Origin of the sequence: Chryseobacterium sp. 22458 (assembly GCF_052044975.1) — a bacterium.
Taxonomy (GTDB): domain Bacteria; phylum Bacteroidota; class Bacteroidia; order Flavobacteriales; family Weeksellaceae; genus Chryseobacterium.
On record NZ_JBQEOA010000001.1, the window covers coordinates 271960 to 294941 of the forward strand.

The window sequence follows — 22982 nt, forward strand, 5'->3', positions numbered from 1 at the left end:
TTAAATTATTTTCAGGGTTACAATAATAACGGCCAGAACTATACAAAATAAAGCGATTAAAAATAAATAATCCGCAATACTCTCAAACGTATATTCCCGCTTTTTATTTTTCGTTCTGATGGCCAGAAATGAAAAGAAACAGCTACAGGCAAAAAGCATGCAGGCAAGACCCGCAAATTCGTCCAAATACGTGTTGTGACTGATTTTAGCGATTTTCAGTGATGTAATGATGATCAGTGAAAAGCCTAAAAGATTGCTCGATGCGTTCAGGATATGAGGTGACTTTTTTTCCATCTTTACAATTTTTTTCAAAATAAAGCACAATTTTTTTTATTATCAAATTTTTAAAAAAGATTATTAAAAATTAAAATTAATTTAAAAATTGTATATTAGCAAAATACTTGAAGATTAAAAACTTTTTTACTTAGCTATGCAAACAACCTATATTGAAACACAGCAAATATCCTTTCAAGATTTTAAAAATCAAATACTTGAAGACTACAGGTTAGGAAGGATCTCTCGTGAAATGTCTTATCTCGGAAGAAGAGAAGTACTCACCGGAAAAGCTAAATTCGGAATTTTTGGGGATGGTAAAGAGCTTCCTCAGTTGGCAATGGCGAAGGTTTTCAGAAATGGGGACTTCCGTTCAGGATATTACAGGGACCAGACTTTTGCATTAGCAATAGATGCTTTGACCGTAGAAAGTTTCTTTGCACAGATGTATGCAGATACAAGCGTGGAAAGAGAGCCTGCATCAGCAGGAAGACAGATGAACGGGCATTTTGCAACAAGAAGTTTAAATGAAGACGGAAGCTGGAAAGATCTTACAGCTCAGAAGAATATATCTTCGGATATTTCTCCTACGGCAGGTCAGATGCCAAGATTATTAGGATTGGCTCAGGCTTCTACGATCTATAAAAGTGTAAAATTTGACGGTTCTGAAAAATTCTCTAAAGACGGTAATGAAATTGCCTTCGGAACCATTGGTGATGCTTCTACAGCAGAAGGTCATTTCTGGGAAACTCTGAACGCTGCATGTGCACTTCAGGTTCCTATGATCGTTTCAATCTGGGATGACGGATACGGAATTTCTGTTCCTACAAAGAACCAGAGAGCTAAAGCTGATATCAGTGAAATGCTGAGCGGTTTCCAGAGAAAAGAAGGAGAAAATCAGGGATGTGAGATTATCCAGGTGAAAGCATGGGATTATCCTGCATTATTGGATGCTTATGCTAAGGCAGAGCATTTTGCAAGAACAGAAAGTGTACCGGTGGTAGTGCATGTGATTGATGTTACTCAGCCTCAGGGACACTCTACATCCGGATCTCACGAAAGATATAAAAATGAAGAGCGTCTTGCATGGGAAGCAGAATATGACGGATTGGCCAAATTCAAAGAATGGATCTTAAATTATTCTATTGAAATCGACGGAAAAGAAGAGGTCATTGCTACTGCTGAAGAACTTGAAGCAATAGATGAAGAAGCTAAAAAGATAGCTAAAGCAGGACAGAAAGCGGCATGGGATCATTATCAAACTGCAATTAAAGAATTAATTCAGTCTGTTTTACCTTTAGTAGAAAACCTTAAAGGTCAGAATGCTGAAGTAGAAGCTGCTCTTACTCATTTCAATAAATTAGTTTCAAAAGCTAAGAAAGATGTATTCCATTTAGCAAGAAAAACATTATTGGCTACAAGAGGAACCAACTCTGCGGAAAGAAGCCAATTGATGCAGAAGTACAATGAAGTAGCTGAAATTGAAAAAGACAATTATTCTTCTCACTTATATTCTGAGTCTGAATGGAAGGCTGAAAACATCAAGGAAATCAAGCCTGTTTACTCAGACAGTTCAGAAGATGTTGACGGTAGAGTAGTGATCAGAAATAACTTTGATAAAATTTTCGAAAAATATCCTGAAACTTTGATCTTTGGGGAAGATACCGGAAATATCGGTGACGTGAACCAAGGGTTGGAAGGAATGCAGGAAAAATATGGCGCATTGCGTATTGCTGATACAGGAATTCGTGAAGCTACCATTCTTGGACAGGGAATTGGTATGGCCATGAGAGGTCTGAAGCCTATCGCTGAAATCCAGTATCTGGACTATGTTCTTTACTGTCTGCAGGGAATGAGTGATGATCTGGCAACGGTACATTACAGAACAAAAGGAGGCCAGAAAGCTCCTTTGATCATCAGAACAAGAGGGCACAGGTTAGAAGGAATCTGGCACTCAGGTTCTCCGATGGCGGGAATCCTTAACCTTTCAAAAGGTATTTTGGTGCTGGTTCCTAGAAACTTAACAAAAGCTGCCGGATTCTATAATACAATGCTTCAGACGGACGAACCTGCGATCATCGTAGAATGTCTGAACGGATACAGATTGAAAGAGAAACAACCTGATAACTTAGGTGAATTCACTGTTCCTGTAGGGAAAATTGAAGTGACAAAAGAAGGAAAAGATGTTACATTGGTAACGTACGGATCTACCTGGAGAATTGTAACAGAAGCAGCCAACGAGTTGGAAAAACTTGGAATTTCTGCAGAAGTGATCGACATCCAGTCCTTAATTCCTTTCGATTTATCTCACGAAATTGCCGAAAGTGTGAAGAAGACCAACAGACTAGTTGTGATTGATGAAGACGTGGAAGGTGGAACTACAGGATTCATCTTACAGCAGATCCTTGAAAAACAGAAAGCATTCAGATATCTGGATTCAGATCCGTTGACGATTGCTGCAAACGATCACAGACCAGCTTATGCAAGTGATGGTGACTATTTCAGTAAGCCGTCTGCAGATGATATGGTAGAAAAGATCTACGCCATGTTTAATGAAACAAATCCTCAGAAATATCCCGCGATATTCTAATTGGACTTTAGATAAATTTTAAAACCGCTTTCTTTTAGGAAGCGGTTTTTGTTTTAACCATTAAACCATTGAAATTCGTACATTTGAAAAACAGTCATTTGTATACTGAAAACTACCATGAAAATTACCCGCCTCGTTATCCTTTTCAATTATAAAAAGATCCTTCTTGGAGCTGTTATTTCACTGTTTCTTTTTATACTGTCATTTCAGATAGGCTCAGAAATACTGATTATTCTGATGAGAGGTTTGGGAACCCTTATTATCATCAATATCATTGCTTCACTTACAGCATCTTATATTCTCTATGACAATTCTGATTTATATGAACTGAATGATTTAAACGGGATAATCAATTGGAGCACAACAGAAAATGCAGTTCTCATCCACGCCAGTTTTGATCCGTTATCCCAAAGACTGGAGGAGAAATACCCTGATTTGAACCTGACGGTTTGTGATATTTACGGAAACAGACACGAGCACGAAAGCGGGATTGAGGTTTCTAAAAAAATGTTTCCTCCCAATCCGAAGGAAATAAAGATTTCACCGGATCAATTGCCGTTTGAAAATGAATCTCAGGACGTTATTCTTGCAGTGACAGCTCTTCACGAAATTTTAGATCATGAGAAAAGGATTCTATTCTTTAAAGAAGCCAAAAGAATACTGAAAAAAGGAGGTGTAATTATTATTTCAGAACAGTTCAGAGATACTACCAATTTTGTTTTCTTCAATATCGGAGCCTTTCATTTTTTAAGCCGTAAACAGTGGATGGATTCTATTTCACCATCCGGACTGAAAATAATTAAGAATAAAAAGATTACTCCTTTTGCGGATATGTTGGTTATAGAAAAGGTCTAAAGCTATCTTAAGTCAATAGAAATACTTTATTTTTAAAATTAGAAAATAGCACTGGCCTATATGAAAACAATATCTTTTCCTGAAGACGAATACATCTATGATATGATAGATGTGGATGACAGGTTTATTTTACTGGTGAATTTGTATCATCATAAAACCTATAAAATTGTCGTTACGGATTTTAAAACCTATAGAAAAAGTATTGAACTTGATGACAGGGAAAATATTACAACAATCAATTCGGGCTTTTTTTTTCAGAAACTGATAGATGGCAGAGTCTTTATCAATTCACTGAGTAAAGACACTGCTAATTTTTTGAATACCGAAATGATTAAGGCGGTTTTTCCTCCGGATCTGTTCCGCCTTTATACAGAGCGCAGGATAGAGGAAAAAAAACTGAGATATGATGATAATACTTCGAGACAATACCTCATCGATGCTATTTGGATATATGGTGAATATTTTATGTCTTTTCAAAATAAATGGCAACGTAAGAAAATTGCAGAAAATGCTTTTATAGGAAATAATTGTCTGAAAATAGTTCTTCATTCCCGTTCAGGTGAAAGTATCAGAGAGATTCCCCTACAGGATCTTTCCGAAAATGAAAATATTGATATATCCTATTTTCATGATTACAAGTCTTGTGAGAATATATTTGTGGGGAAAATACATCACCAGCTTTTTGTGATCGATACAGATAAGGAAAGCATTACCAGATATCTTTTAAAAAACAACTGGTATATTATTCAGGACATCAATTCTCTGGGAGAAATTATATTGAGTTCCGGGAGAAATTTAATGATACTGAAATCTACAGATAGCGGAATTGATATTATATTGAATACTGAGTATAAGGGTTGTATAAAATCAGCCCGGTTTAACCATTCAAATAACCTGGTGATATTCTCATCACGGAAAATAAGCAGTTTTAGAAGAGGAGACTTGAAACCTCTTAAGGATTTGGATACCCATAAAATTTATATCAATAAAACACTTATAATGAATGATGGAAAAATGCTGGTTCATTATTCTACTTATAATAAACAACTGAAAAAATATATCACAAAGATTAAGATTATTGAAATATAATTTACATTTCAGTTACCTTTTTCTTTTTCTTTTCCTTAATCAATTCAATACATTCTTCCGAATAGGTTCCCTTCACCTGATATTTCGCTTCCCATTCTTCAAGCAGATATAGGATAGGAAGTAATGCCAATCCTTTTTCGGTAAGAGAATATTCCACTCTCGGAGGAAGTTCTTTAAATTCTTCACGGATTACCAAGCCATCCGTTTCCATCTCTCTCAGCTGGTCGGTAAGAACCTTTCTTGAAATGACATTAATACGTACGGCAAGCTCTCCGAAACGCAGCTTACGGTCTTTAATGACCAGAACAATAATGGGCTTCCATTTGCTTCCCAATGCGGCCATAGCTTTGCCCAGAGGACAGCTGTATTGCATCAATTCGTTCTTTTTCATAGAAGTTACTTTAATGTTACTAATGTAAGTTACTGCGAAGTTACCACTATTTTTTTAATAAAAGATACAAAAACAAACTATTATTAGTTACTTTGTGTAACAATTGTAAAATGTAATTTTAATATGAGCACATCATCGTTATTTAAACCATTCCAATATAAAAATTTACAGCTGAAAAACAGGATCGTAATGGCTCCCATGACCAGAGCACAATCTGACAATGGAGTTCCTACCCAGGAAATAGCAGATTACTACGGAAGAAGGGCAGCTTCAGAAGTAGGATTGATCCTTTCAGAAGGAACTGTCATCAACAGACCCGGTTCTAAAAACCTGCAGAATATTCCGGACTTCTACGGAACAGAAGCTTTAAACGGCTGGAAAAACGTAATTGATACTGTACATAAAAACGGTGGGAAAATGGGACCTCAGATCTGGCACGTGGGAGATACCAGAATGTCCGAAGAATATCCGTTGGTAGCCATGGAAAAAGCTTCTACAATGACGGTTGAAGATATTCAGGATACGATTGCCCAGTTTGCAGCTTCAGCAAAATCTGCCAGGGACCTTGGTTTTGACTGTCTTGAAATTCACGGCGCTCACGGGTACCTCATCGACCAGTTTTTCTGGGAAGTAACCAATACCAGAACCGATGAATACGGTGGTAAAACGTTGAAAGAAAGAAGCCGGTTTGCTGTTGAAGTAGTCAAAGCAATCAGAGCAGCGGTAGGAGAGGACTTTACCATTATCCTTCGCCTTTCACAATGGAAGCAGCAGGATTATAAAACCAGGCTGGCATTCACTCCAAATGAAATGGAAGATTGGTTATTACCGTTAAAAGAAGCCGGAGTGGATATTTTCCACTGTTCACAACGCCGTTTCTGGGAACCGGAATTTGAAGGTTCTGATCTGAATTTCGCAGGATGGGCAAAAAAAATAACCGGGCAGCCGACCATTACTGTAGGATCAGTTGGTTTGAACGGAGATTTCCTTAATGCTTTTGCAGGGCAGGGAACTGAGAAAACCGATCTCACAGAGCTGATCAGAAGACTGGATAACGAAGAATTTGATCTTGTTGCCGTGGGGCGTGCAATCTTACAGGATCACCAATGGGTACAGAAGATCAAAGATGGAAACACGGAAGCTCTTCTTGACTTTTCAGCAGAAAGTATGGGCGTATTATTTTAATGGGAGTAGTGGATAATTAATGAGCTTTACAGATCGTTTTTTTTTAACAGCATATTTTACTCACTTGTGAAGCAAAATTAACCATTCACTATTCACATTAATCATCATAATTCACTTTATTTTATATTTAATTTTCACCTATTTATTAAGAAACCTGCTTTCAGAATCTCTGAAGGCGGGTTTTTATGATTGAAACTTAATGATTCTCAGTGTGATAGAACGAACGAGCGCCCGGGATTTCCGGGCGCTCGTTGTTTAACAGATTTAAATATCTAAAACTGCCATTGAAAAGGCAGAAGTGATTTCTTATAAACCAATATTTTTAGTTGGCTTCAGTTGCTTCAGAATATTTTTCGGAATTGCATTTTTGTGTACTAAAATTGCAGTTGATTTATATTCCACATAAGGTCTTGTTACATAAAGATATCCTGCAAAGTCATTTGTTACTCCCCAGGAGTTTTTCACCATATAATACTCTTTACCGGTCTGGTCTTTAGCCAAACCTACGATGTGCATACCGTGGTCATCCGTTGTAGAAAGATTGTTAAGGCCTTTCTGACGCATATCTTCAGTAATGGTTTTATCTTTTTTAGGTTCTGTGAACAAGGTCTGCTTATTCTCTGCATTGATCTGGTCCAGGTCCATATCCGGAACATAAGCCACCCCGTTTTTGTAAGAGAAATAAGGTTCTGAAACGTCAGTTGCCCAACCTACAGAATATCCTTTAGTTACAGCATTGTCAATAATTGATGTAAGATCTTTCATCGGAACGTTCCAGTCAGAATCGTGGCTCCAGTTATCAGGAATCGGAACTACAAATTTCTGATAGTATGGATAATCTTTGTAAGAAGACAACTCTACATAATCTTCAGGATTAATTCCTACCACTTCTTTAGCAAATGTTTTCGGAGTGTAATTTTTCCCTTCATACGTAAAGTTGGCAGGTACTTTTCCTAAATATTCATCCAGGATTGCATCTACGGAATCCATCCAGTTATCTGTAAGTTTTCCTTTAGAAGAAGCCTGTACAAGGCTGTCAAGAACCGGCTTCAGTTTTCCCTGCATCTCCTTGAAGTTGTTGGTAGTCTGGCCAGCTTTTAATCCTGTATACACATCCTGAGGAACCGCACCGTATTTTTTGTACATGTTGATTACATCGTGAAGCTCACCTCCGTCACCCCAGCTGATGGCTCCGTTATTCAATACATATAACTTTGCTTTATCATGATAAGAGTTTCTCGCTGTAAAAATTTCAGCAAGATCTACAGGTTTTTTACCCATTCTCTGCATTTCAGATTCAAGGAACGAATTTCCCGAGTAGCTCCAGCAGGTTCCTGATGAACCCTGGTTCTTTACAGAAGTTGCACCAACGTCTTTCAGCGTTGTGAACTGGAAATTAGCATTTTGTGAGTGGTTGTTTTTTAACTTGTTGATTAAATCATCCTGGGCAAACATCATACTTCCTGCAGACAAAACAAAAAGTAATGATGCAATTTTGGCATTTTTCATTACTATAAAAAGATTATTTACATTAATAGTCGTTAATAAAAGAGATTTGTTACAAAAGGAAAAGTTAAATCCGGAATTAAAGTTTTTTTAAGAAAAAGTAAAGAAAGCCCATCTGTTCATTGGCTCAATTACCTTAATTTAGAAAAAAGTTTACCATGTTTCCAACCCATCCGGAAATTCCTGCATCTATACTCATATAACCTCCTGACTATGGAACGAGAATTATTACTAGAATGTCAACGGAACGACCGCAATGCGCAGCGGAAAGTCTACGAGAAAATGGCGGGCAGGCTGTATTCAGTCTGCAGACGCTATCTGAAAAATGATGAAGATATTGAAGAAGTATTGGCAGATACATTCTACAAGATTTTCATGAAGATCAGCCAGCTTCAGAATCCGGATACTTTCGAAGCCTGGGCCAGAAAAATTACCGTGAATGAATGTCTTCAGAAATTACGGACGAATAAATCATTATTTATCTCTCTGGAAGAAAATAATAAGATTGACGCCCCTGAAAGCGGCACAGAGAATCTTGCTCTGGAAAAAGATATCCTTAATCTGCTGAATTTCCTCCCGGAAGGCTGCAGGGCTATTTTTAATCTTTTTGCCATTGAAGGCTATCCTCATAAAGAAATAGCAACGATGCTTTCCATCAGCGAAGGGACCTCAAAATCCCAGCTCAATTTTGCGAGGAAAAAACTACAGGAACTTCTGGTGAATCAAAACATTTAAACTTTTACAACAATGGAAAATAATCATATAGATCAACAATTCAATGAAGCTTCAAGGCTTTCAGAAGAGCCAACGGTTTTTCCTGGTTTTGAAAAAGTGTGGGAAAAAGTTGAAGAGAAGCTGGATACTCCAAAAGAGAAAAAGAAAATAATTCCTCTCTGGTTTCCTTACGGGATTGCTGCCAGTCTTATTATTGGTTTGGGAGCCTTCTATTTTATGAATAAAAAAGATACTGCTGAACTCATGAAGCCGGTAATCGCTGAAAGTAAAACAGCACCTGACCCGGTTTCCAGTAAAGATATTGCAAAAATTGATGGGATAACCAAAGAAAATATTCAGAAAGAGAAAAAGAATGCGAAGCCTGCAATAGAAAAACTGGCTGTAAATTCAATTTCAGTTCCTGTTCCTGTTCCAGGTACGGCTTCGGTTATTGTATCACCAGCCACCGCTTCATCATCACGGGGAGATATGCCGCCTCCGCCAATTGAACGCCATATGGAGACTTCAGGTGGGGTGGTTAAGAATATAGAAGAGGTCGTGGTAATGGGGTATAAGGCTACTGTTAAGAGAGAAAAAAGCGTAACCTCATCCAGTACGGTTGTTGCATCAACCGAAACCACTGTAGCCAAAGAATTAAGCGGGAAAGTTGCCGGCTTATCAGTTTCCAAATCAGGAAAAGACATGAAAATGATGATCAGGGGAATGAGTTCTGTAGCAGGAAGTTCGACAAAACCATTGGTGATTGTTAACGGAAAACCAGTCAATATGGAGGTTCTGAAAATTCTGGATCCGGAACGTATTAAGAACATGTCTGTAATGAAAGGTGCTGAGGCTGCTGCAATATTCGGGAGCAAAGCAAGTAACGGAGTCGTCATTATAAAAACAAAACGCCTCCGTAGGGCTGAAAAGGAAAAATTCAATGAATTATTGGCAAAAGGAATTGATGAACCTGTGAAAGAACCTGTTGAAGAGGCTGAAGAAGAACTCCCAAAAGCAGGACAGCTCATAGGTGGTGAGGTGAATGATTTTTCTAAATGGGATTACTGGAAGGATGTTGCCGTTCCTGAACTGGATCGTTATAAAAATACCTGGAAATTTTTTCCTGACAGAAGGGTTTCCGTTCAGTTGGTAAATAAAGATAAAAAACCGGTAGTAGGCGAAAAAGTAAAGCTGCTGGATGACAAGAAAAATATCATTTGGCAGGCAGTTTCTGATAATTTGGGAAATGCTGAATTATGGATCAGCCCGATGACCAATGAAAATTCAGATTCAGGTAAATATTATCTGGAAGATGGTTCCGGGCAGATGATAAGTTCAAATATCAGGGAATTTAAAAACGGGCAGAATATCATTATGCTCAATAAGTCCTGTCTGGAAAAACGAAAACTGGATCTTGCTTTTGTGGTGGATGCTACAGGTTCTATGGGAGATGAGATTTCTTACCTGCAATCTGAACTGTTGGATGTTCTGAAAAAAGTGGAAACAAAATTAAAAAATACAGAGGTGAGATATGGATCAGTGTTTTACAGAGATAAAGCAGATGAATATGTGACCCGGAAATTTGATTTTTCTGATAAAGCAGAAGATTTGATAGGCTTCATCAAAAACCAGCAGGCCAATGGTGGCGGAGATACTCCGGAGGCTGTTGTGGAAGCCATGCAGGTTTCTATCGATGAGCTGAAATGGAGCAGTGAAAATTCAACCAAAATTATGTTTTTGATTTTGGATGCACCACCTCATCAGTCAGAAGAAAACACTAAAAAACTGTATGAGAAAATAAAAAGTGCCGCTAAAAAAGGAATTACCATTATCCCGCTGGCAGCAAGTGATACCGATAAAGAAACGGAATATCTCATGAGAACGTTTGCATTGCTTACCAACGGTACCTATACGTTCCTGACGAATGACAGTGGCATAGGAAATGATCACATAAAGCCCACCGCAGCATCTTATGAAGTTGAAAAACTTAACGACCTTTTGTTAAGGCTTATTCTTCAAAGAGCTACGCTTCCGGAATGCAGCAACGGAATTTCTAATGTAAATCTTAACAAAAAGATGGCAACTGAAATTGAGAATCAGACTGATACCAGAACCGTTGTATTTCCAAATCCTACAAAAGGCCCTATTCAGATCAAAACAAAAAAGGCTGTTGATGAGCTTTTTGTATATGATATAGCCGGGAAAATTATCATGCGGAAAGAACACCTGAATGAAGGTAAAAACACTATTGACATGACCTCATATCCACAAGGTATCTACCTGCTTCGTATCCGGTCCGGTGAGGTTTGGGAAACCTTTAAGGTCATCAGAAATTAAATTAAATTCAAAAAAAGAAATTTCTCCGGGAATTTCTTTTTTTCTTTATCTTGAAACATATTTTGATTGATGAGAAAAAGCTACTTACTGCTGCTGTCCTTTATCATTACCGGATTACAGGCACAGGATTCAAAACTCTATTATTCGGGAACATTTTTAGGGACTAAAAATAAGGCTCAGAACTTTCTGAAAGTTTATAACAAAAACACGGGTATCTACGAACTCACTGATGAAAAAGGTTTTGCCATCATTGCCGCAAAGCCTTATGATACGCTGACATGGAATCATGGTAAAAGTATGCTGGTCATCCCTTCTTATCAGCTGAAAGAGCTGAAAACTATTTTAAAGAATCAGGTAGATGAAAAATATGTGAAAGCTGTTCACAGTAAAGCTTATGACAGCCTGATATCAAAGAATATAAAAGATCATTTCAGTATTGAAAATAATGGAACAGCCTTAAGTAAAAGTTCCGACCAATATGTAAATAATGTAAGAAAACTGAAGCAGAGGAATGATAGTACTTATATCCTGAAGGGTTTCAAAAGGAAAACGTTATATTTTAACGGAAGCTTTACCACTTCTGTTGAAGTTAAAAACAGAAACGCAATTCCTGAAGTTCAGCATCAGTACGTTCAGGGAAGATCTGAAAACGGAAATCCTGTATGGAAAGGGCCGGAAACAAATGAGCTGTTCAGTTTCGGACCGGATATTTCTGCATTGGGATTTGACGGGCAGCCTTATACCTATGATCAGAATGGAAGGTTGGTCCAATGGATGAATGGATTATCACGGGCAAAAGGGTATGATAATGATCTTTTTAAAACGATTGTAGGATACAGTAATCGGCTTAATGCAAATCTTTTTATAAAAGAAGAATATGTTGAGAAATTCCGGCTTTCCTTAGATCTGGGGCAGCAAAAGGATCAGATGTATTTTATGGATCAGTTTAATAATACCCATACCTTTAAAACAAAGTTTACAGCCAATCTGGGAGGCTATGTCATGAATATGGCTTTCAATTATGATGAAAATAAAGCCACAAATGTAAACAGAGCAGGGCTTTTTAACAGAATATATCAGAATGCACTGCTGACTCCTGTTTCATTTTCCAATGCACAACAGCTGCTGTTAAATGACGGCTCACAGAGGAGCTATAGTCAGTATGCCGATAACCCTTCATTTCTTTTGTTGCAGAATAATCAATATCATTATCTGAATAATCAACGGCAGGTAAACTTCAGTGCCGCTAAGACGTGGAAGGGTTTTAAACTGAATATCGCTCAATCGTACGAGAACAATAGCATCTGGAATCTGGATAGGTATAAACTGTCAACTTCCGGCTTCAGCAATGGAATTTACAATGAAAGGACACAGAAAAACAGCCTGTATTATTCTAATATACAAGGTGCATACACACTGCCGGGAAATTATGATTTTAAAAATAGTGTTCTCTTTAATTTCATATTAAACGATAAAAAATCGGAGGTTTATAACAGCCTGACAGATCAGAAATACAGCTATCAAAGGACTTCACAGGATTATATACTGAATTATAATATGGAAATCTACGATGGTGATTTTGAAGCCGGGATCAATCTTGGAAATTCATTTTACGTTTCCAATACATCACATAAAAACAGCTATTGGCTTCCACAGGCGAATGCTTATGTGAAGTTTGCAGATGTTTTCAACTGGAATCATTTTAATTTTAAAATCTTGGGAAGCTATACCCGTTTAAGTTCCGAACCGGAAATCACAAGATCTTATGCTTTTTATGCAACTACTTTGCTGAAGGCAGAGAACAATAATCAATATTTTCCAATCCGGGAAGTGGAAACTTTCAGAGGATTGTCTAATATCAATACCATAGAATGGAAAGCGGGTGCCAGAATGAATATCGGCTATCATTTTAGTCTGGAGGGAGAATATTTCAGAAGGAAAATTCAGGATGATATTTTTCCCCTTTTTGAAAATAATCAGCTAAGGCTAAAAAACATGGCAGACCATACTTATAGCGGATATGAATTCAACTTTACCTATGAACGGCTGCGTTTGGGATATGATTTCTTTACAACGAACAGGATTTCATTTTTCAAATACAGGGATATTGTGGATCGTGTTGCTTCAGGATATAACAATACTGCTGTTTCGGGATTTCAGGATATTTACAAAACATTGACGGAAGGAGAGGTACTTGGGGCGATCAGGGGAAGTTATTTTGAGCGTAATGCCAACGGGCAGTTGATCATTGATGACTCCGGGTTTCCTCGAAAGGCTGCCGGAATGAAGATCATTGCAGATCCTACTCCTGATTTTGTCATGAAATTCAATCATAATTTTACTTACAAAAGATTTTCTTTGGATATTAACTGGGAATGGAGAAAAGGCGGTCAGGTCTGGAACGGTACCGAGGCTGTTCTTGATTATTATGGACGCTCTTATACATCCGGTGAAGAGAGGAATATTAAAAATTATATTTTTCAGGGCGTATTTTCTGACGGAAATACCAATCAGATTCCTGTAGATTTTTATGATCCCGGCAGGAATGTTCAGGAAAACAGATGGTCAAGGTATGGATACGCCGGAGTAGCGGAAAATTATATTCAAAAGGCAGATTATGTAAGAATCAATAATATTTCCCTGTCTGCAAGCTTTCCTGTTGACCACAGCCAACGTACATTAAAATTCACTTTGTATGCTAATAATCTTATGCTTTGGCAGGCTAAAACAGGAGCTGATCCCAATCAGACTTTCTACGAAACAGAAAATGGAAGAGGTTTGGATTTCTTCAATCTTCCTTCTTTTAAAACATTGGGCTGTATCGTTTCATTCAAATTTTAACCTATGAATCTTAAATTTATATCCTATATCATTGTATGCTGTATTCTGTTCTCAGCTGTTTCAGTAAAAGGACAGAGTATTATGCAGGACTTTGAAAAAGAAAAAACTTACATTCAGACCAATCATGTTTTCTATAAGCCGGGAGAAGGAATGTATTTTAAAATCTACGTTGTAAAAGGAGCAGACAACCTTCCGGCAGAAGACAGCAGGGTTGTCAATTTTGAAATTCTTGATCCCGGGGGAAGCATATTGAAAAAAATGAAATATGAGATCACCAATGGCTATGCCCAGGGGTATTTCCAATTCTCTGATGATATGAAAGGAGGAATCTATAAGATCAGAGCCTATACCAACTGGATGCAGAATGAGCAGGATAAAAATGCATTTGAAAAGGAGATCACCCTTCAAAAAGTTGTATCTCCGAGAATCTTAATGAAGCTTGACTTCCCCAAAAAAGGATATGGCCCGGCAGATGAGGTGACAGCAGACTTTTCTATGCGGAGCCTGGCCAATTTACCCATTCCTTTTTATGAAGCGGAATATACCGTGATGCACAACGGAGAAGTTATCTCAGAAGGAAAACTGATCACAGATAAAGATGGCAAAAAAATATTAAAATTTAAACTTCCTGCAGTGCTTAAATCTGCTGATGCCCTGTTGAATATTAAAGTGAATTTTGATGGTTTTACAGAATCTGTTTCCCGGAATATTCCGGTTGTCTTAAATCATCTCGACGTCAGACTGATGCCAGAGGGTGGAACACTGATCAATGAGATAGAACAAAATATTGCCTTTAAAATCCTTGACGAATTTGAACAGCCTGTAGATGCGGTTTTAGGCATTTACAATCAGAATCATGAAAAAATAAAAGAAGTTTCGGCCTATAACTTTGGAATGGGAAGTTTCATTTTTACTCCCCAGAAAGGAGAATCCTATTATGCCAGGGTTTTGAAGCCGGAAAATATAATGCAGACATACAGTCTTCCCGTTGCTCAGAATGATGGAATAGTTCTGAATATCAGACAAGAAAACGGTTTACTGCACTTTAAAGTGACTTCTACTCAGGAAAGAAGCATTATCATTAAAGGAAGCTTTCGTGGAAAGGAAGTTTACAGCAAATCCCTTCTATTGAAAAACGGTTCAGGTTCATTGGATGTTTCTGAAAAAGACTTTCCTGCGGGAATTATCAGATTTACCGTCCTGGAAAATAATTCAGCCCTTGCAGAACGTATTGTTTTTACCAATAAAATCAATCAGCTTAACATAAAAGTTGAACCTGTCAAACAATATTATCAACCCAGAGAAAAAGTAGTCTTGAATATCGTAACTACAGACGGTAATAACAAACCGGTTCCCGCTAATCTTGCTCTAAGTGTAGTGGATGATAAACTATGGACCTACGCTGATGATCAACAAAACCATATCATTTCTTGGCTGCTGATGGATTCTGAGTTGAGAGGTAAGATTGAAAAACCGCAGTTTTATTTTGACAAAAAAGAAGAAAAAGCCGATAAAAGCCTGGACCTTGTCATGCTTACCAACGGGTACAGATACTTCGAGCTTATCCCGGAAATCATAAAAAACAATCAGTACAAATATCTGCCCGAAAAAAAGAATACAGTCTACGGAATTGTAGAAGATGAAAATAAGAATCCTGTAAAATCAGAGGTTTTTCTGGTAGATACCCGTAGAAATAAAATTCTCAGACAGGAAACTGCAGAAAATGGTAAATTTTATTTTTCAGATTTAAATACTGACGGTTTCTATAGAATCATTGGCAAGTCCTTCCTGCCCAAACACAGAGTCCGAATCAGGATTCTGTCTTACCATCTGGATATTAACCCTCTGGTGAAACAAAAACTGAATAATATAGATGTAGAAGAAATTATAAGAGAGGCTGAAGTTAAAGAAGCAGCAAAAAAGGAGTCTAAAGAAGTGAGCAAGACCCCTAAACGTGATAAAACAAAATCAGATACAGACAGAAACAGTTATATTGAAGAGGTTATTGTTACTGGTGCCTATTCTATAAAGAAAGAAAACAAGGCCAATTCTGTCACTTTGTTATCGGCTTCTCCTGAAATTCAGAATCCTGATGTCACTTCATTACTAAGCGGAAAAGTAGCAGGAATAGTTGTATCATCTACAGCGCAGCCGGGAACCGGTGGAGAGGTACATATAAGAGGGGCAGCTTCGGTTCCCAATAAAACCCCTTTATTTGTTGTTGACGGAATTCCTGTAGAAAATTTTAATACAACCATCAACCCGAATGATGTCAGCAGTATTACAGTTCTTAAGGATGCTGCAGCTACAGCAATCTATGGGAGCAGGGCTGTGAACGGAGCAATTCTCATCAATTCCTTTAAAAACGGGAATATGGAAAATAAATGGGACATTACCCCGAAATCCTATTTTGCAGTAGAAGTGATACCGGCCGAAAATCTGACGGAATTTTCAGAGAGCCGGCAATTTGCCTACCCGGAATATAAAACCACCAATACTCCCTATAGATTTGATTACAGAGAAGCTCTATACTGGAATCCTGTAATAGAAACCGATAAAAATGGTAAAGCAAAAATTGAATTCTATAATTCTGATGCCAGTTCTACATTCAGAGTGATGACAGAAGGTATTTCCGGAGCCGGTACCGTGGGAAGAAGTGAAATGACATATGCCGCAAAGAGTATGATCTCAATAGATGCTAAAATTCCACAGTATCTGACAAGAACAGACCAGATGCTTATTCCCGTGGTTGTAAAAAATAATTCTCCGGAGACCAGAAATATGACAATGGATGTTATCGTCCCGAATCATGTTAAGCTGATGCATGCTGACAGCTTGATCACCCTTAAGCCGATGGAGTCCGGAAGATTATTTGTAAGAATTCAGACCGATGAAGTGGTAGATTCCAATATTCAGTTTACCGTAAGATCCGGAGATTTCCGGGAAACCGTCATCTTACCGTTTCAGGTAGAAGAAAAAGGCTTTCTTCAACGCTACTCACTGATCAATAATACAACTGAAGATATCAGAATCAATATTCCTGAATACATTAACGGCAGTTTGCTTTCTTCTTATTATGTATTTGAAAATGCTGCATTTCAGATGTTTGAAGACCTGGAGAGACTGAAGAAAGAGCCTTATGGTTGTTTTGAGCAACTTTCTTCAACAGTATATCCTAATATTTTCATTCTGGATTATTTAAAATCAGCTAAAAAAATTGATACACCTACCGAAACCCTGGTGGTGAAAAATCTGAAAAAAGGATTTCAGAAAATGCTGAGTTTCAAAAATAAAGATGGAGGTTTTGGATATTTCAGAACCACAGAATCTGATGTGGCACTTTCTGCTTTCGCTTTACTGGAATTTACGGAACTGAAGAAATATGTGACTGTTGATCCAAAGCTGATTCAGGAACTTTATTCGTTTATTCTAGCTAAGAAAAATGGAAACGGATTATTTGAAGTGAGAAAACAGTATGAAGCAAAAAATGCTTATTCAGAGCATATGTGGTCCAGAAATATGTATATTTTGTATGCTTTGTCTAAATTGGGTATAAAAAATGAAATTGAAGATTCTTACAAAGTAATGCTGAACAGAGCTTTAGTAACAAAAGATGCTTATCAGCTGGCATTATTGGCCAATGCTTCTGCCAGTCTTGGGAAACATAAAGAATATGAGAATCTGATCTCAATTCTGGGAAGACAGTATGAAACTCAAAAGGTAAAACCTGGGATAACCTTTACAGGCTCAGGCAGTATTTCTGCGGATGCAGAAGCTCTTTCTCTGTATATGATGGCTTTGCAGAAAGATGAGAAATTAAATCATCTGAAAATTGCAAAAACTGCAGATCAGCTTATTGCTTATAACGGTTATTACGGATTTGGTTCTACTCAGGCCACGAGCCTGGCAATAGAAGCTTTATCCGAATTCTTCTCAAAAAATGAAAAACTCTATGGAAATGAAAGGCCTGCTATTAAGATAAACGGAGTCTATATCTTGCCTGGGATCAGTGTTGCATCAGCTTATAAAACTGGAGAAAATCATATCCGTGTACAATATCCGGCTTCAAAAGGACTTCCTTATAAGCTGGATTATGAATATTATACTCTGCAGCCACCCGTAAGTGCTGATATTCCTGTAACCATGGAAACCCGGCTGAAGTCTCCTCAGTCTAAAATAGGAGAAACAAACAGAATGACAGTGACCATTAAAAATAAAGTGAATAACCAACTTCCCATGACGGTCGCTAAAATAGGTATTCCTGCTGGATTGACATTACAAAATGCTTTATTGAAAGATATGGTTGATAAAAAGCAGGTTTCTTACTATGAAATTTTTGATAACTACCTTGTACTGTACTGGGAACATCTTGATGCTGAAGAAACAAAGGTGATCAACCTCGATCTGAAAGTGGAGTTTGCAGGAGAATACACAGGGAAATCAGGGAACGTTTATCTGTATTATATGCCTGAATCCAAATATTGGAATCCGGGAATTACGGTGAAAACTGAACCTTGATACCTAAGGTTTACTGCATGATTTAATTCATTCATAAACAGGCATTCAGAAGAATGTCTGTTTTATTATAAAATTAATTTTCAAAAATTATTGAAAATTCGGAAAATATAATTATATTTGTATCAGAAACCTAAAAGTAAAACAAAATGCAGCTTTCAGAAGCAAAAGAAAAGTACATTCAAACATGGGGAACCTTTGCAACGAATTGGGGAATCAACCGGACGATGGCACAGGTGCATGCATTGCTTCTGGCAAGTGGTAAGCCGCTTTCTACAGATGAGGTCATGGAAGAACTGGAAATTTCAAGAGGAAATGCCAACATGAACCTCAGAGCCCTGATAGATTGGGGAATTGTAAGAAAAGAATTCATAAAAGGAGATCGAAAAGAATACTTCGTAGCAGAAAAAGATGTCTGGTATCTTTTCAAGCAGATCACCAAAGAGCGCAGAAAAAGAGAAATAGAACCTGTTATTTCTTTCCTGGAAGAATTGAAGAATATTGATGATAAAGATTCCGAAGAAGCAAAAGAATTTATTAAACTGATGAATGATTTCAGTTCCGTCACCGGAAAGATCAATAATATAATGGATCTGGCCATAAAAAGTGATGATCACTGGCTGGTAGGGAAGATTACCAACCTGCTGAAATAGAACAAAGAGGATGAAAATCCTTTTTTATTTCAATTAAACTTTCAAAAATTACTGAAAATATAAAACTTATAATATCATGAAGAATTTTTTTAAACGTCATCTCTATTTAAGTCTCTTTCTGACTGTTGTTTTAATTGTTGCAGTCTGGTTTTTTCTCGTTGCCAAAGGTGAATATGGAGTGACAATATTCTTCACCATTCCGGTTTCTATTGGCTTTATCATTGGGTATGTAAAGTATTTTAAAAAAATCGGATTAATGAATGTTTTGAAGACAATCTTAAAAATAGTCTTGGGATTAGTCATTTTCTCTCTTATTTTAATAGGAGCTGGTGTGGAAGGAGCTATTTGTATTATTATGGCCATTCCATTTATTGGCTTAGCCATGTTCGTAGGCTTCAATATTGGTTTTATCATAGGAGTATTTGACGAAAAAAGACATATGGGAAGCGTTATAGCATTTATTCTTTTTATCAATCCCGCATCTTATATTTTTGATACCTATACAAAACCCATTGAGGAAACTATTACAACAGAAATGATTGTGAATTCTTCCAATGAAAAAGTATGGAAACTTTTAAATACACAAATCAATTTCGATACGCCTGATTTTATCCTGTTTGAAAAAGGAGTCAGCTATCCAAAGAATATAAAACTTGTTAATGAAAACGGAAAATTGGGCTACAGCTGTCAGACCAATAATGATGAATTACAACTTAATATCAATGAATTTATAGAAAATAAAAAAGTTAAATTCTCTTTGGAAAATCAGACTGTTCCAATGAAAGAAATAACACCTTATGAAGATATTGATGCTAAACATTTACATGATTATTTTATTGTAAAGTATGGTGAAATTACTTTAGACAAGCTATCAGAAAATAAAACAAAGATAGTTGCAAAAACAAAATACAGTTACAAAATTGCCCCTACCTGGTATTGGAAAAAATGGTCAGGATATATCATCGATAAAATGCAAAGCCATGTATTGCAATCTATAAAAACACAATCTGAAAATGAATAATCTGCAACAATATTTTGACAACCTGCAACCCAGATATTATATTAATGAAATTGCATCTTTAGGGTTTACCAGACTGTTTAGGAAAATGGCTGTTCAAAAGGTGAAAAGCTACGGAGATAAAAGAGTTCTGGATCTGATGAGCGGGCAGGGAGAAAATTTAGAATTTATACAGGCTCACAATGATAATACAGAAATTGTAGCACTGGATTTCTCATCAGCAATGCACATGAAACTGGCTGCAACATTCAAAAACAAATTGTCAGTACAACAGATTCGGAACGATTTTTTCGAAAGCCAGATTCCCGATCATTCTATGGACGTTATCCTTTGCTCTTACGGGACAAAGACGATAGAAGAAGATCAGAAACCGATTTTTGCAGATAGACTTTCAAATATTATTAATGAGAAAGGTGAAATTATCATCGTAGAATTTGTAAAACCCAAAACAAAGTGGAGATTAAGTTGTGTGAAATGGTATATAGAAGTTCTTGTGACAAAGGTTTTTGGAAACGAATTTGGAAAATTGTTCCATTATATCAATAAAAATGAAAGCCTGGAAGATCTTAAAGACCAGTTTATCAGAAACGGACTTACCATCATATCGCACAAAAGATATCTGGATCTGGTTGAAATTCTTCATGTGAAAAGAAACTGATTTTTTATTTGAAACCATATTCCAAAAATTACTGAAAATTTTAAATGAATAATAATTATGAAAAATTTAATCATTCACTTATTCCTGATTATTTATTTCAGACGAAAAGGATCACTTTAAACTATAAAATTTAAAACATTAAAAAAAATGTCAATCATCTATTTAAATACAGTCATCAAAGCAGATATTCACTATGTTTTTGATTTGGCAAGAAATATCGATCTCCATCAGCAATCCACCTCACGAACTCACGAGAAAGCGATTGCAGGACGTACATCAGGCCTGATCGAAGAAAATGAAACAGTGACCTGGAGAGCAAAACATTTAGGAGTCTATCAAACCCTTACCACCAAAATTATCAGCATGGAAAAACCTGTTCAATTCATTGATGTCATGCTGAAAGGAGCTTTCAAATCTATGCGTCACCGACATATTTTTAAATCTGTAAACGGAAATACCCTGATGACAGATATTTTTGAATTTGAATCTCCGCTGGGCATCATTGGAAAACTATTTAATGCTGTTTTTCTCAGAGGGTATCTCAAAAACTTTCTGATCCGAAGAAATGAAATGATCAAAACCATTGCAGAATCTTCTGTCCGTGACGGAATAGCCATTTTTTAACCTCCAAAACATTCAATTATGAACTTTTTAAAAGCAGAATGGAGAAAATTAGCCATTATCAATTACGAAATCAATCCCGATCTATTATTACAATACCTTCCTGAAGGTACAGAACTCGATTTTTATAAAGGCAAATGCTATGTAAGCCTGGTTGGATTCATGTTTTTAAATACCAGACTACTGGGACTACCTATTCCTTTTCACCGAAATTTTGAAGAAGTGAACTTAAGATTTTATGTAAAGAAAAAAGAAAATGGTATCTGGAAAAGAGGCGTGGTGTTTATTAAGGAAATCGTTCCCAAGCCTGCTTTAAGCTTCGTAGCCAATTCCATTTACAAAGAAAATTACCATACCATGCCGATGAGGAATCTTATTCATGAAAAAGAAGATGAACTGCTGATCAGCTATTCCTGGAAAGATAAAAGCTGGCACACTCTTCAGATTACTGCGGAAAGTAAAGCACAGACAATGGAAGCCAATTCAGAGTTTGAGTTTATCACCGAGCATTACTGGGGCTTTACCAAAAATGAAAATAAAACTTCAGAATATGAAGTATGCCATCCCAAATGGAAATACTATCTGATTAAAGATTATAAACTTGACATTCACTTCGGCAATATCTACGGAAAAGATTTCGAATCTCTGGACAGTCAGGAGCCGGTTTCTGTAATGCTGGCCGAAGGCTCTGAAATAGAGGTAAGAACCAAAAAGTATTTGATCTGATACACTTAAACCATCCTCAAACTCCGGATTTGAAATCCGCAACCTATTAAAACAAAAAACCAATACAATGAAAATACTCATCGCCGGAGGCACCGGATTTCTCGGTAAAAACCTGGAGAAATACTTTACAGAAAAAGGAAATCAGGTATACATTCTGACCCGTAAGCCTGAAAGAGAAAATGAAATTTATTGGGACGCCGGAACAATAGGCGAATGGAAGTCTGCTCTTGAAGAAGCAGATGTTCTGATCAATCTGACAGGGAAATCCGTGGACTGCAGGTATCATGAAAAAAATAAACAGGAGATCTATACTTCAAGAATTGATAGCACAAAAGTATTACAGGAAGCGGTAGATCAATGCATGAACCCACCTGGTATCTGGCTGAATGCAAGTTCTGCAACCATTTATGTACATTCCGAAAAGCATCTTAACACAGAAGAAAACGGTATTATCGGGGATGATTTCTCAATGAATATCTGCAAAAGCTGGGAGAAAGAATTTTTTAAAATCAATAACCGGAAAGTAAGAAAAATAGCCCTGCGTACTTCTATTGTTCTGGGGAATAACGGCGGTGCTTTTCCAAAACTGCGGATGATTACTAAGCTGGGTTTAGGAGGGAAGCAGGGGAGAGGCAATCAGATGGTAAGTTGGATCCATATTGATGACTTTTGTAAAGCTGTAGAGTGGATCATTCAGCATGAAAATATATCAGGAGCAATGAATGTGACGGCTCCGGCTCCTTTATCCAATTCCGTAATGATGGAAAAATTAAGAAAAAAACTGAAAGTTCCTTTCGGGTTGAATGCGCCCGTATGGCAGCTGGAAATAGCCTCCATATTCCTGAAAACAGAAACCGAATTACTGTTGAAAAGCCGTAATGTATATCCTGAAAATCTCCTTAAAAGCGGATTTAAATTCTCGTATTACACCTTCGATGAAGCCCTTGATAATCTGTTAAAATCCTGATATTTGTTAATTAACCGCAGGATAATTAAATTAGCAGAAACTA

The 22982-nt window shown here is 37.0% G+C and carries 17 protein-coding genes; 14 read left to right on the top strand and 3 right to left on the bottom strand.

What is annotated here, in order from left to right; translation table 11 throughout:
* A complete protein-coding gene (locus ACTJJF_RS01175; RefSeq protein WP_312296616.1) occupies positions 1-294 on the bottom strand; it encodes a hypothetical protein in 294 nt (97 codons plus the stop codon).
* 136 nt (positions 295-430) lie between these two features.
* On the opposite strand from ACTJJF_RS01175, the gene ACTJJF_RS01180 reads away from it, so the two are divergent.
* The 3 genes from ACTJJF_RS01180 (at position 431) to ACTJJF_RS01190 (ending at position 4807) form a co-directional block, all read left to right on the top strand.
* Positions 431-2863 (top strand): alpha-ketoacid dehydrogenase subunit alpha/beta, encoded by a 2433-nt coding sequence (locus ACTJJF_RS01180; RefSeq protein ID WP_440698403.1) that lies wholly within the window; start codon positions 431-433, stop codon positions 2861-2863.
* Between the two features lie 117 nt (positions 2864-2980).
* Positions 2981-3718: a methyltransferase domain-containing protein gene (locus ACTJJF_RS01185; protein ID WP_440698404.1), complete on the top strand. Its 738-nt coding sequence runs from the start codon at positions 2981-2983 to the stop codon at positions 3716-3718.
* Positions 3719-3778: 60 nt separating this feature from the next.
* The gene (locus tag ACTJJF_RS01190) at positions 3779-4807 is read left to right on the top strand and encodes a hypothetical protein (RefSeq protein ID WP_440698405.1); all 1029 of its coding nucleotides are present in this window, start codon (positions 3779-3781) and stop codon (positions 4805-4807) included.
* A gap of 1 nt (position 4808) precedes the next feature.
* Here the strand turns inward: ACTJJF_RS01190 and ACTJJF_RS01195 are convergent, their stop codons facing one another.
* Positions 4809-5198, bottom strand: coding sequence for a winged helix-turn-helix transcriptional regulator (locus tag ACTJJF_RS01195; protein ID WP_440698406.1), 390 nt, complete (start codon positions 5196-5198; stop codon positions 4809-4811).
* A gap of 123 nt (positions 5199-5321) precedes the next feature.
* Between ACTJJF_RS01195 and ACTJJF_RS01200 the strand changes: the two genes are divergently transcribed.
* The gene (locus tag ACTJJF_RS01200) at positions 5322-6383 is read left to right on the top strand and encodes an NADH:flavin oxidoreductase (protein ID WP_312296622.1); all 1062 of its coding nucleotides are present in this window, start codon (positions 5322-5324) and stop codon (positions 6381-6383) included.
* A 306-nt stretch (positions 6384-6689) separates the two neighbouring features.
* Here ACTJJF_RS01200 and ACTJJF_RS01205 read toward each other — a convergent pair whose 3' ends face one another.
* Positions 6690-7892: an aminopeptidase C gene (locus ACTJJF_RS01205; RefSeq protein WP_312296623.1), complete on the bottom strand. Its 1203-nt coding sequence runs from the start codon at positions 7890-7892 to the stop codon at positions 6690-6692.
* Between the two features lie 210 nt (positions 7893-8102).
* On the opposite strand from ACTJJF_RS01205, the gene ACTJJF_RS01210 reads away from it, so the two are divergent.
* The 10 genes from ACTJJF_RS01210 (at position 8103) to ACTJJF_RS01255 (ending at position 22939) form a co-directional block, all read left to right on the top strand.
* Positions 8103-8624 (top strand): RNA polymerase sigma factor, encoded by a 522-nt coding sequence (locus ACTJJF_RS01210; protein WP_440698407.1) that lies wholly within the window; start codon positions 8103-8105, stop codon positions 8622-8624.
* A 12-nt stretch (positions 8625-8636) separates the two neighbouring features.
* A complete protein-coding gene (locus ACTJJF_RS01215; RefSeq protein ID WP_440698408.1) occupies positions 8637-10940 on the top strand; it encodes a T9SS type A sorting domain-containing protein in 2304 nt (767 codons plus the stop codon).
* A gap of 69 nt (positions 10941-11009) precedes the next feature.
* Entirely contained in the window at positions 11010-13781 is a 2772-nt protein-coding gene (locus tag ACTJJF_RS01220) for a hypothetical protein (RefSeq protein WP_440698409.1), read from the top strand.
* A 3-nt stretch (positions 13782-13784) separates the two neighbouring features.
* Entirely contained in the window at positions 13785-18299 is a 4515-nt protein-coding gene (locus tag ACTJJF_RS01225) for a TonB-dependent receptor plug domain-containing protein (protein WP_440698410.1), read from the top strand.
* Between the two features lie 146 nt (positions 18300-18445).
* Entirely contained in the window at positions 18446-18949 is a 504-nt protein-coding gene (locus ACTJJF_RS01230; RefSeq protein ID WP_312296631.1) for a GbsR/MarR family transcriptional regulator, read from the top strand.
* Between the two features lie 76 nt (positions 18950-19025).
* A complete protein-coding gene (locus ACTJJF_RS01235) occupies positions 19026-19970 on the top strand; it encodes a hypothetical protein (protein WP_440698411.1) in 945 nt (314 codons plus the stop codon).
* Positions 19963-20625 carry a methyltransferase domain-containing protein gene (locus tag ACTJJF_RS01240; RefSeq protein ID WP_440698412.1) on the top strand — a complete coding sequence of 221 codons (663 nt, stop codon included), beginning with the start codon at positions 19963-19965 and terminating at the stop codon, positions 20623-20625. Before ACTJJF_RS01235 ends, ACTJJF_RS01240 begins: the two co-directional genes overlap by 8 nt.
* Before the next feature lie 147 nt (positions 20626-20772).
* The gene (locus ACTJJF_RS01245; RefSeq protein ID WP_440698413.1) at positions 20773-21249 is read left to right on the top strand and encodes an SRPBCC family protein; all 477 of its coding nucleotides are present in this window, start codon (positions 20773-20775) and stop codon (positions 21247-21249) included.
* Between the two features lie 18 nt (positions 21250-21267).
* Entirely contained in the window at positions 21268-21972 is a 705-nt protein-coding gene (locus ACTJJF_RS01250) for a YqjF family protein (protein ID WP_440698414.1), read from the top strand.
* Positions 21973-22039: 67 nt separating this feature from the next.
* Complete coding sequence (locus ACTJJF_RS01255; protein ID WP_440698415.1) at positions 22040-22939, top strand: TIGR01777 family oxidoreductase; 900 nt, start codon at positions 22040-22042, stop codon at positions 22937-22939.
* Positions 22940-22982 lie beyond the last annotated feature (43 nt).

Bases quoted from the DNA above. Each gene is read 5' to 3' on its own strand.
- ACTJJF_RS01245 (WP_440698413.1), top strand. From the start codon at position 20,773: ATGTCAATCATCTATTTAAATACAGTCATCAAAGCAGATATTCACTAT.
- ACTJJF_RS01210 (WP_440698407.1), top strand. From the start codon at position 8,103: ATGGAACGAGAATTATTACTAGAATGTCAACGGAACGACCGCAATGCG.
- ACTJJF_RS01175 (WP_312296616.1), bottom strand. From the start codon at position 294: ATGGAAAAAAAGTCACCTCATATCCTGAACGCATCGAGCAATCTTTTA.
- ACTJJF_RS01205 (WP_312296623.1), bottom strand. From the start codon at position 7,892: ATGAAAAATGCCAAAATTGCATCATTACTTTTTGTTTTGTCTGCAGGA.
- ACTJJF_RS01185 (WP_440698404.1), top strand. From the start codon at position 2,981: ATGAAAATTACCCGCCTCGTTATCCTTTTCAATTATAAAAAGATCCTT.
- ACTJJF_RS01215 (WP_440698408.1), top strand. From the start codon at position 8,637: ATGGAAAATAATCATATAGATCAACAATTCAATGAAGCTTCAAGGCTT.
- ACTJJF_RS01200 (WP_312296622.1), top strand. From the start codon at position 5,322: ATGAGCACATCATCGTTATTTAAACCATTCCAATATAAAAATTTACAG.
- ACTJJF_RS01240 (WP_440698412.1), top strand. From the start codon at position 19,963: ATGAATAATCTGCAACAATATTTTGACAACCTGCAACCCAGATATTAT.
- ACTJJF_RS01180 (WP_440698403.1), top strand. From the start codon at position 431: ATGCAAACAACCTATATTGAAACACAGCAAATATCCTTTCAAGATTTT.
- ACTJJF_RS01255 (WP_440698415.1), top strand. From the start codon at position 22,040: ATGAAAATACTCATCGCCGGAGGCACCGGATTTCTCGGTAAAAACCTG.
- ACTJJF_RS01225 (WP_440698410.1), top strand. From the start codon at position 13,785: ATGAATCTTAAATTTATATCCTATATCATTGTATGCTGTATTCTGTTC.
- ACTJJF_RS01190 (WP_440698405.1), top strand. From the start codon at position 3,779: ATGAAAACAATATCTTTTCCTGAAGACGAATACATCTATGATATGATA.
- ACTJJF_RS01220 (WP_440698409.1), top strand. From the start codon at position 11,010: ATGAGAAAAAGCTACTTACTGCTGCTGTCCTTTATCATTACCGGATTA.
- ACTJJF_RS01230 (WP_312296631.1), top strand. From the start codon at position 18,446: ATGCAGCTTTCAGAAGCAAAAGAAAAGTACATTCAAACATGGGGAACC.
- ACTJJF_RS01250 (WP_440698414.1), top strand. From the start codon at position 21,268: ATGAACTTTTTAAAAGCAGAATGGAGAAAATTAGCCATTATCAATTAC.
- ACTJJF_RS01235 (WP_440698411.1), top strand. From the start codon at position 19,026: ATGAAGAATTTTTTTAAACGTCATCTCTATTTAAGTCTCTTTCTGACT.
- ACTJJF_RS01195 (WP_440698406.1), bottom strand. From the start codon at position 5,198: ATGAAAAAGAACGAATTGATGCAATACAGCTGTCCTCTGGGCAAAGCT.